The sequence below is a fragment of the Psychromonas sp. genome, assembly GCF_047632995.1.
In the GTDB taxonomy this organism is placed as follows: domain Bacteria; phylum Pseudomonadota; class Gammaproteobacteria; order Enterobacterales; family Psychromonadaceae; genus Psychromonas.
This window is the reverse complement of sequence record NZ_JBLIEK010000128.1, coordinates 1-8,971: the sequence shown is the minus strand read 5'-3', so window position 1 is coordinate 8,971 and position 8,971 is coordinate 1. Positions and strand designations below refer to the sequence as shown.

7 protein-coding genes and 1 pseudogene are annotated in these 8,971 nt (G+C 39.2%); 4 read left to right on the top strand and 4 right to left on the bottom strand.

Annotation, left to right across the window (positions count from 1 at the left end; translation table 11 throughout):
* Positions 1–448 precede the first annotated feature (448 nt).
* The 3 genes from ACJAT7_RS16065 to ACJAT7_RS16055 all read left to right on the top strand — a co-directional run bounded on the left by ACJAT7_RS16065 (position 449) and on the right by ACJAT7_RS16055 (position 4,166).
* Positions 449–1,756 (top strand): O-antigen ligase family protein, encoded by a 1,308-nt coding sequence (locus tag ACJAT7_RS16065; protein ID WP_415227815.1) that lies wholly within the window; start codon positions 449–451, stop codon positions 1,754–1,756.
* On the top strand, positions 1,749–2,603 hold the full coding sequence (locus ACJAT7_RS16060) for a glycosyltransferase (protein ID WP_415227814.1): 855 nt from the start codon (positions 1,749–1,751) through the stop codon (positions 2,601–2,603). The genes ACJAT7_RS16065 and ACJAT7_RS16060 overlap by 8 nt, the downstream gene beginning before the upstream one ends.
* Before the next feature lie 90 nt (positions 2,604–2,693).
* The gene (locus ACJAT7_RS16055; protein WP_415227813.1) at positions 2,694–4,166 is read left to right on the top strand and encodes an oligosaccharide flippase family protein; all 1,473 of its coding nucleotides are present in this window, start codon (positions 2,694–2,696) and stop codon (positions 4,164–4,166) included.
* Here ACJAT7_RS16055 and ACJAT7_RS16050 read toward each other — a convergent pair.
* From ACJAT7_RS16050 to ACJAT7_RS16040, 3 genes are read right to left on the bottom strand one after another with little or no spacing between them, the layout of a single operon-like run.
* Positions 4,163–4,945, bottom strand: a complete 783-nt coding sequence (locus ACJAT7_RS16050) for a sulfotransferase family 2 domain-containing protein (protein ID WP_415227812.1) — start codon at positions 4,943–4,945, stop codon at positions 4,163–4,165. The genes ACJAT7_RS16055 and ACJAT7_RS16050 overlap by 4 nt on opposite strands.
* Positions 4,945–5,637, bottom strand: a complete 693-nt coding sequence (locus ACJAT7_RS16045; RefSeq protein WP_415227811.1) for an SGNH/GDSL hydrolase family protein — start codon at positions 5,635–5,637, stop codon at positions 4,945–4,947. Before ACJAT7_RS16045 ends, ACJAT7_RS16050 begins: the two co-directional genes overlap by 1 nt.
* Entirely contained in the window at positions 5,630–6,631 is a 1,002-nt protein-coding gene (locus ACJAT7_RS16040) for a glycosyltransferase family 2 protein (RefSeq protein WP_415227810.1), read from the bottom strand. The genes ACJAT7_RS16045 and ACJAT7_RS16040 overlap by 8 nt, the downstream gene beginning before the upstream one ends.
* A 141-nt stretch (positions 6,632–6,772) precedes the next feature.
* On the opposite strand from ACJAT7_RS16040, the gene ACJAT7_RS16035 reads away from it, so the two are divergent.
* A complete protein-coding gene (locus ACJAT7_RS16035) occupies positions 6,773–7,870 on the top strand; it encodes a glycosyltransferase (protein ID WP_415227809.1) in 1,098 nt (365 codons plus the stop codon).
* A gap of 722 nt (positions 7,871–8,592) precedes the next feature.
* Here the strand turns inward: ACJAT7_RS16035 and ACJAT7_RS16030 are convergent.
* Positions 8,593–8,971, bottom strand: a pseudogene (locus ACJAT7_RS16030) (integrase core domain-containing protein); the annotation flags it as partial.

Here is an 8,971-nt window from a genome sequence, read left to right as displayed (position 1 = left end):
TTGCGAGTAAACAGCTGTAAGTCGATGCTGAAAAAGAAGCCATATTGAAAAACATCAATCTCAGGCCTGGCAAAAAAACGTCAAACAAAAGGCTATCGCCCACAGCGAGATAAATACCTTGGACTATTCGATGCCTTCCTATTAACATCGTCATGCTAAAGCACAGCTATCAGGCTACGGTGAACCATAGCGCTGGAAAAATCATGTTTTGTAGCACACGCTGGCTGGGTTAAAGAAGTCGAAGTACATAGTAAAACAGGGATGGTTAAAAAATAAGGTCGCAGACAGATTCTACAAGGTCCTTATTTGTCTATTACTCTCAGAATAAGCCCGAACACCATTAAGCGTTCGAATCTTACAATGGCATAAAGAACTATTCCCGATGGGTGAAATGTTTAAGCATTATGAAAAACTATATCTTTAAGTTGGTAAACAGGTCACATCAAAAATGGTAAGAATTGCGACTATCTTAATTCTACTGGCTGCACTTTTTATGCTGTCATCAGCCCCCTGGCTATCTGGGGTGCTCTATTTGTTTTTTTCAATTTTACAGCCGCAATATGTTTGGTTTTGGAGCTTTGATGGGCTGGCCATCTTCAAACTTTCTGCCGGGTTGGCTATATTAGCTTGGCTGGTTAAGGCTGCTAAAGGCGATATAGACTTTAACGTATACAAGCACCCCTTAAACTACGCGTTATTAGTTCTAACTGTCTTTTTCAATTTATCAAATCTCTTTTCATCCTATAATTCAGATTTTCAGGTTGAAGTATTTACAGGAATATTTAACACCATTGTTTTAATGTATTTTATTGTATTGGGACTCATAACAGATGAAAAATCCTTAAAGTACTGTTGCTATGCCTTTATTATAACCGGCCTTTACTTTACTTACTGGTCTAACATGGCCTATTTAACCTCAGACTGGAGTAAGTTCCCCTCAGGCCGACTTGCAGGACCCGGTGGTAGCCCTTATCAAGACGGCAACAAATTCGCCACCTTATTGGTTGTCACTATGCCCTTCTTACTATTTGGCATTTTTTATTTTAAAAACAAATTAATACAATTAACCCTGCTCCTTGGGATACCACTTTTATGGCATGCCATTTTTTTAACGTCTTCCCGCGGTGCGTTACTCAGTGTAGGCGTAGCCACTATCTTCAGTGCATTTATTGTACGATCTAAAAAGTTAAACATGCTTCTAGTCGTTGGTTTTTGTTTTGCGTTGATAACGCAAGGGGGACCGATGCTAGCACGCTCATTGGATACGGTTAACCAGGCAGAAAATCTGCAAAAGGGCCAAGTTGTTAACCCAAGGGTATTATCCTGGAAAGTAGGAAGCGAATTAGCCTTAAAATTTCCTGTTTTTGGTGTGGGCGTTCAACGTTTCCGGATGGCAGCGGTAGAACACTTCCCAGGTGAGTCACCTCATGTCGCACACAACACCTTCCTTAATTTTGCCGCAAACTGTGGTATTTTAGCGGGCCTGATGTACCTCTACTTTTTTTATAAGTCTTATAAGATATTTAAGCAGGTTTATGGGGGGGCCGAAAAAGATTCAATTCATTATTACTTGATGTGCTCTTGTATGGCGTCTTTAATCGGTTTTTTTGTCGCGGCTCTTTTTTTAGACCTCATTATATTTGAACCCCTTTATATTATTATCATGTTGATTGTTGCCACTCGGTATCATTTCATAAAGGTAAATAGAGACATTAATACGACCCCGGACACAGTAGGAAAAACTGCAGATGTATAACATTGTTATGTTCGCACACAATGAAGAACAAAATATCGACAAGTCCATAGCGAGTATTTTTGCTAACGTTGACCATCATTTAAACGCCTTTTTTATCATTGCCAATGGCTGTACGGATAAAACGGTGTCTGTTATTGCAAAACATAAAGCGCTACTGGGCTTTGAAAAGCTGATAGTGGTGGAACTAACTTTAGGTGATAAGTGTAATGCCTGGAATCACTATGTACACTCACTAGCAGAATCGGTTGATACGCATTTTTTTGTGGATGCAGACGTTAAATTCTCACCCTTATGTTTCCCTAAAATGGCAACCTATTTGAATGATACTCCGGACACGACAGTCACGGTTGCAGGCTTACCATTATCCGGCAGAAATAGTACTTTCTATCAACAATTAGTCGTTGAACGGGCATGTTTTTTCGGTAATTTATATGGCCTGAAGCTCAGTTTTATCAAACGAATACAATCCGTTGGATTTAGACTCCCTATGGGCTTAAACTGGATAGATTCTTTTTTAACCAAAGCGGTCAATACTGACCTGAACTTTTTTAACTATAATTTACCCGACAGAGTGACCTACTTAAAAGATACAGGATACTACTTTGACAGTCTCTCGCCTTTTAATAAGAGTGATATAAAGCTATATGTTAATCGCATAGCACGGTACGAACTGGGTAAAATTCAGGAAGTTCACTTGGATAAATTACCCGTTGCCGACTGGCCAAAAAGCCTGGACGAAATAAACAATAATATAGCGGCTAATTTTAAATTTGAAAGCCAACACTTAAGTGTGATCAAGCGAGCCTTAGTGAAAAAACGCCTAAAAAAGCTGCTAAGTAAAAGCTGATGATTGAAAAAAAATATATCAATATCTCCTTAAAGCTAATTCTAATTATTTACTTCTCGAGTAAAGTTACTTTTTCAAGTTGGAACATAAATGAGTGCGGTTAAAAAAAGTCTATTTGGCAGTTTATTATTAGTATCTGAGTCTATAACAAAAAAACTGATTGGGCTTGTCAGCACTCTGATACTGGCAAGGGTACTGGTACCAGAAGACTTTGGCTTGGTTGCTATAGCGACGTTAACATTAGGCTTTTTGGACGTTTTGGCCAATACAGGCAGCAAGCAATACCTACTCAGAATTGATAAAATTGACAGCGATATAATTAATACCTCCTGGACCATCGATTTTATTTTGAGAGCCATTATGGCGATTTTGTTGTTCGCTTTTACGCCGTTACTAGCCGAATATTATGATGATGAACGACTGGAGATGATCCTATATGTTATGGCCTCGCTCATCATTGTTGGTCAAATTAGAAATCCAGGCCTAATCTATCTTATAAGACAACAAAATTATGCGCCCACAGTAAAATTATCCATATTGACTAAATTTATTGCTGTCGGTGTCGCTATAGCTATTGCGCTTATATATGAAAGTTATTGGGCATTAATTCTTGGCACGTATGCTTCGGTATTAATGGGCAGTTTGGGCTCTTTTGTTATTCATCCGTACAGGCCCAAGTTTTGCCTTAAAAATGCCAAAGAACAATGGAAATTTTCGAGCTGGCTGCTCCCCCAGTCCATTATTGGTTTTGGTCGAACCCAACTAGATACTATTATGGTAAGTGCTGCGGCAGATAAATCTGCCCTTGGTTTTTACCATATTATGAAGTACATCGCGTTTATTCCGAGTTCGCATTTACTGTTACCCGCTACCCAACCGTTATTAGTGCAACTGGCTAAAACCAAACACACAAAGAGTCATTTTAGTCATCAATATAATATAACCTTTATTGCAACTATGCTGTTGACTTTGCCTATGACCAGTCTTTTATTCTTTTATAGCGAACTTTTTGTTGCTGTATTGCTGGGTGAAAAGTGGGTTAATTATGCAGAGCTTTTCGCTGCATTTTCCTTGCTCATACCGGCTTTTGCCATACTCAATCAAGCCAGACGAGTATTACTGGTTTTTGGTAAAACTAAACATATGTTTTATTACGAATTAGTCTCTTTTACCGTGCTTTATGGAACGCTATTTCAAATAGGAATATCTGACCTGATCAGATTTAGTTATATAAGGGTACTGATGGAAAACGGTCTTTGTATACTGTTTATGTTATATATTACGGCTCAATACACCTCAGCCCAAAATATGCTCAGGCTTTGTCTTGCAACGGCACCTATTATCGTTAGCTGTTTGATATCCTATCTAGTTACCGATTTGTTCCCGTTAACCGCTATCCCCCTTATTGATGTTGCGCTTGTTACCGTTATTTTTTCCGCAGTATTTTGTATTGTTTTAACAGGTTTATATTATAGTTTTTTAAAAAACATCAAGGAATGGCAATTTATCGAAGGGCTGGTACGCAAGTCAGTGGTATTTTTCTACCAGAAAGTTGTGGGTTAAAACCTTTGAGATTGTAGATCTTTGAATGGAAATGTTCTGCTATATGCGTTTACTTTATCAAACGAGTAGTTAAATAGCTTGATATCTTCCTGATAAATATCTGCGACTATATCTTTCGTTTCTTGATTATAAAAACTTTTATAATCATCTCTTAGGACAATATTTTTCTTTTCAAGCAATGTATTTACACCCATTTTGTTGGCGATATATTGATAGTCTTGCTCGATAGTTTCAAAATAACCAATATAATCTACCGACACCTTATGATATTTATCAACTATATAGGTATATTGAGGTTTGAAATGATGATGCTTGAATATATTTTCATGGGTTAGCCAGTTTTTTACAAAATCGCTAAAATTTTGATAAGGTGCTAACTCCTTTTCATAAAAATCTTTATCCCATTGATTAAAACCACCTTTATTGAGGAAGCAATAGGCTGAGACCACCCGATCCCAGGGGTTTCTGACAAAAGTAAACTTAAAGTATGACTGAAAAAGCTTAGGCTCGAATATATTGACATATTGTTCCAGGGTGGTATGCCCGCCTGCTAAATTACCAAAAAGACTCTTATTAATCGAAATACCGGCACACTTGGGAATATGCACAAAAATCGCTTGTTTATCATCAAATGGTTTATACGATGACCACTGTTGAGTTTCACGCTTACGCAAAGCCTGCACCTTTTTAAAACTGTCGGGTTTGTTAATTTTGAAGTCCCACCAACGTAAATTAAGATAGAGTGCTGTTGGTAAAGTTTTAATTATCGATTTTTTCACTAAAGTATCCTTTTCAAATGGCTCATGATCAATAAAATATAGTTTTTATGATCATAATGATGATCGTTTTCATTTTGGTTTAGCAACTCGCTTTTTACGAATCCGTCATCTCCCAATGAGTCATTATCCAAGTCAATAAAGAAAATATTTTTTTCTTCACATACTAGTTTTATCGCTTGATTAAATTGCTGAGTTAATATTATCCGTTCTCTTTGACTGGCCGAAATCTCTTTGCGAGCATTGGCAATGTCGCCCCAATCTTGATCATCTTGTATAGTCGGTAAGGGAGCGCTAATAACGATTGTTTTACCCGTGGTTTTAAATTCGTCCAGCAAGTCTGCATAATTTTTAATGCACTGCTGTAACATTTCATCGATGGATTTTTGGTGTTTTTCAGCTCGATACCAAATAACAAAACCCGTATCAACCTCGCCAAGTTGAAAAATAACGTGATGAGGCTTAAAAACCTTGTAAATATAACGGAAGATCGGCAATGCCTGCGTAGTAGAGTTTGGATTCGTCAAGCCAGATACGGTAGCACCGCCCACATCAACAACTTTTACAAGGTATTTTATATAATGCTGATTGAAAATAGCATTTTTAAACACAGCAGTATGGGAGTCACCCAACACCAGTATTTTCTTTTTACGGCTTAGTCTGTATTTTATTCTATTAACTAAGGACTCATGCATTTCTGGTGCTCCAGCTGCGTTTTAAATATGCACTAATTAAACTCTTCCAATATTTAATTTTATAAGGGTAATAGCGAATACCTCGCCATATGGCTTGTATCCCATGGTCATATTCACCGCACTGCAGATAAAGGGAATACCCCAATTTCCAGACATAATCCTCAGATAAACGTCTGTCTAAAGCGGCCTTCTCTGACCTGGTTAGTTTCATTAATTGGGGGGTATATTCATAACTTTCTATCAAGGATTTTAATGCACCAATACGTTTTTGGTAGTCCGTTGAAGCGGCATCGGTATCTGAAGAGTTACTATCGTGAACATAATAAGTGACCGTCACTTTATCAATAAAAGCAAAAACAAAACCTGTTTTTAAGGCCTGCAGTATAAATAGACGGTCTTCACCAATGCGAAATTCCGGCAGCCTTAATTCCTCAAATACAGTGCTGCGAATAACTGAGTTTTGCAAACCACTATCAATTCCTGTGGTCAACTGACAAAGCACACTTTTGGCGGGATCAAGCTTAAATAGTCCGTCAGATAATGGTTCCGCACATTCGAATAAAGGGTTTGGCTTACTCTCGGTGTAAAACGTGGAGCCTACTAGCAGTTTACCTGATCCCAGGTCTTTTCTGCGACAAGCGCAGTAAAGCCAGTCTATGGCTAAATTAGCCTCCAGGGCCTCGACACAGACAGTCAAATGTTCGTCATCCCAGATATCATCGCTATCGAAGAAGGCGATGTATTGACCTTTTGCATGGTCTATTCCATTGTTACGAGCAACGGCCGGGCCCTGATTTTCTTGAGATATCACATTTACATGCTGGAGCACATCCCCAAGTAAATGTTGCAAAATAGTGATCGAGTCATCCGAACTGCCATCATCAACCACTATAAGCTCCCAATTGCTCCATGTTTGTTGGCGAATAGAACGTACAGCATTGGCTAAAAACGGGGCCCTATTATAGGTAGGCAATATGATGCTGACTAACTTCAAAATTTATCTCTTATCCCGTTTTGTATTAACAGATTGTCCTTAATCAACAGCACAATGTCACGTATTAACTTGGGCGGTTTGTTATTGCCTTCAAGAAAATTTCATGTAATGTGCTGTTTGGTTTTTAAGATTAAGTATTATATGAAAAACATTGTCTATGCCCATAGCGTTGGCGTTATTGGTGGGGCTGAACGGGTGACGTTGGCGACTATCAGTGCCACAAAAAATCAGTTTAAAGCTATTTTGTTCGCACCAAATGGCCAGGCATTGCACCGGGCAGCAAAAGAAAAAGGTGCAAAAAGCATTGAACTGAGTTTTGACACGCCTGATATCAAGAAACCCTGGCGTACTATCAGTCAATTTATAAAATACTGGAAATGGCTAAAACACTATCAACCACGCCTTGTGCATACAGGTGATATTTTAGCCCTGAGAAATTTGCAGCCAATTTGCCGTATGCTAAAGATACCTATGGTTTGTCATGTGCACTTTCCGTACGAACTTAGCTTTGCCAAATGGGTATTTGAAAATCGTTATCCACCGGCTGTATTTATTTTTTGTAGTCAAGAATTAAAAGATAATATAGGACCAGCATTGGCCAAGTTTTGCCCTGATAGCGAACAAATTGTTATCCATAATGGCATTGATACCGATGAATTTAAGCCTTTAGAAAATCCGCCCCCTAATCCTATACCTCGTATCGGTATTATTGCCAATCTGCAATACCGTAAGGGTCATGATGATTTTTTAAAAATGGCACAATTGCTGATAGAGAAAGGAATAGAAGCCCAATTTGATATTATTGGCGGCGATATATTGCAGGAACCAAGAGAGCATAAATTAAAAGCGCTTTCGACTACATTAGGTATTGCTGAAAATGTAACCTTTCATGGTCAACTTGACAATGTGAGAGAAACACTACAAAAGCTTGATATAATTGTTTGTGCTTCCCATGAAGAAGCCTTTCCAATCACCATATTAGAAGCCATGGCCTGTGCAAAACCTATTGTATCTACAGATGTTAATGGTATTCCGGAAGCGATAACCGATGGACAAACAGGTTTGTTAGTCGCCCCACATGATCCAGAGGCATTAGCCATGGCAGTAAAGAAGCTCATCGAATGTCCCGAGCTCAAACTAAAAATATCCGAGGGTGCACTGAACGATGTCAGACGTCGTTTTTCCAAAGTGATCTTTTGTAAAGACATAACGACTTTATATGGCAAACTACTCAGTTGAGACATACAAGACAATGACATGGTCCAATAGACTCGGAAACCCCAGTTAAGTGATAATCCTCAGAACTGGATTATTCAATGTCAACACGTAAAAGTATTTAAGCTAGATGCCATCAGTTTGGTGTTAGAACAACATTACAGCCGTATGGTAGCAGCCAGAAACTTAGACATTAATCCCAACATGATTACCGAACTGATTTATCATCGGCGAATGTTGCGATTACAACAGGCATGGCACAAAAGCCTGGCAGCAGACGGCAGTCGCCTATGTATCAAGCCCCCGTTACCACAATCGTTTCGCCTTATTACTAAAGCATGATGTGATGTGTTGGACGTTTTTAACCAATCAGGCCATCACGCTGTCCAACAATGAAGTAGAGAGTTCGTTGCGCAGCTACGTGTTGTGACGAAAAGGCAGTTACGGTGTGTGATCACTTCAAAGCGAGCTATTTCGTCAGCGTATTATGACTATTGTCGAAAGTTGCCGCAAGCTTGGGGCTAACCCGCTCGAATGGCTGCGGGCTATCGTGCGCAGTGTGACTGGTAATACATGCTAACCATCTCGTAACTGTTCACCAGGGGTGTATTGACACCACAAAATATTTATTTTCATTGATCTAAACGATCCTATTGCGCGATCCCGCTGGTGTGGCATTGTTGGGCTATGACAGGTAAAAAAGCACGCCCCGCACCGCCCAAGGCTGCCACGCTAGAATGATGTGGTCAAGTAAAACTGGACACATTTATAGACCGTTAATCGATAACAGCCTTTCTGATTCCTTTGGTGGCAATCCACCATTATAACTGTGGGGGCGTTCTCCGTTATAATATCGCATTAAATAATCAACAATATCGGCCTGAGCATCACCCAGGTTAGGATACCCGCTCTTGGGTATCCACTCGCATTTCAAACTTCTAAATACACGTTCCATTGGCGAGTTGTCCCAGCAGTTTCCTCTACGACTCATACTTGGAGTGAGTCCATAATCATCAAGCTTCTGAGCGTAGCCTTTGCTGGTATATTGACAACCTTGATCAGAGTGAAACATCACATCTCTCGGACATCCCCTTGTTACGTAAGCCATTGTTAATGCTTTAATTA

Coding starts and splice junctions, on each gene's coding strand:
- ACJAT7_RS16060 (WP_415227814.1), top strand. CDS start 1,749: ATGTATAACATTGTTATGTTCGCACACAATGAAGAACAAAATATCGAC.
- ACJAT7_RS16035 (WP_415227809.1), top strand. CDS start 6,773: ATGAAAAACATTGTCTATGCCCATAGCGTTGGCGTTATTGGTGGGGCT.
- ACJAT7_RS16045 (WP_415227811.1), bottom strand. CDS start 5,637: ATGCATGAGTCCTTAGTTAATAGAATAAAATACAGACTAAGCCGTAAA.
- ACJAT7_RS16065 (WP_415227815.1), top strand. CDS start 449: ATGGTAAGAATTGCGACTATCTTAATTCTACTGGCTGCACTTTTTATG.
- ACJAT7_RS16055 (WP_415227813.1), top strand. CDS start 2,694: ATGAGTGCGGTTAAAAAAAGTCTATTTGGCAGTTTATTATTAGTATCT.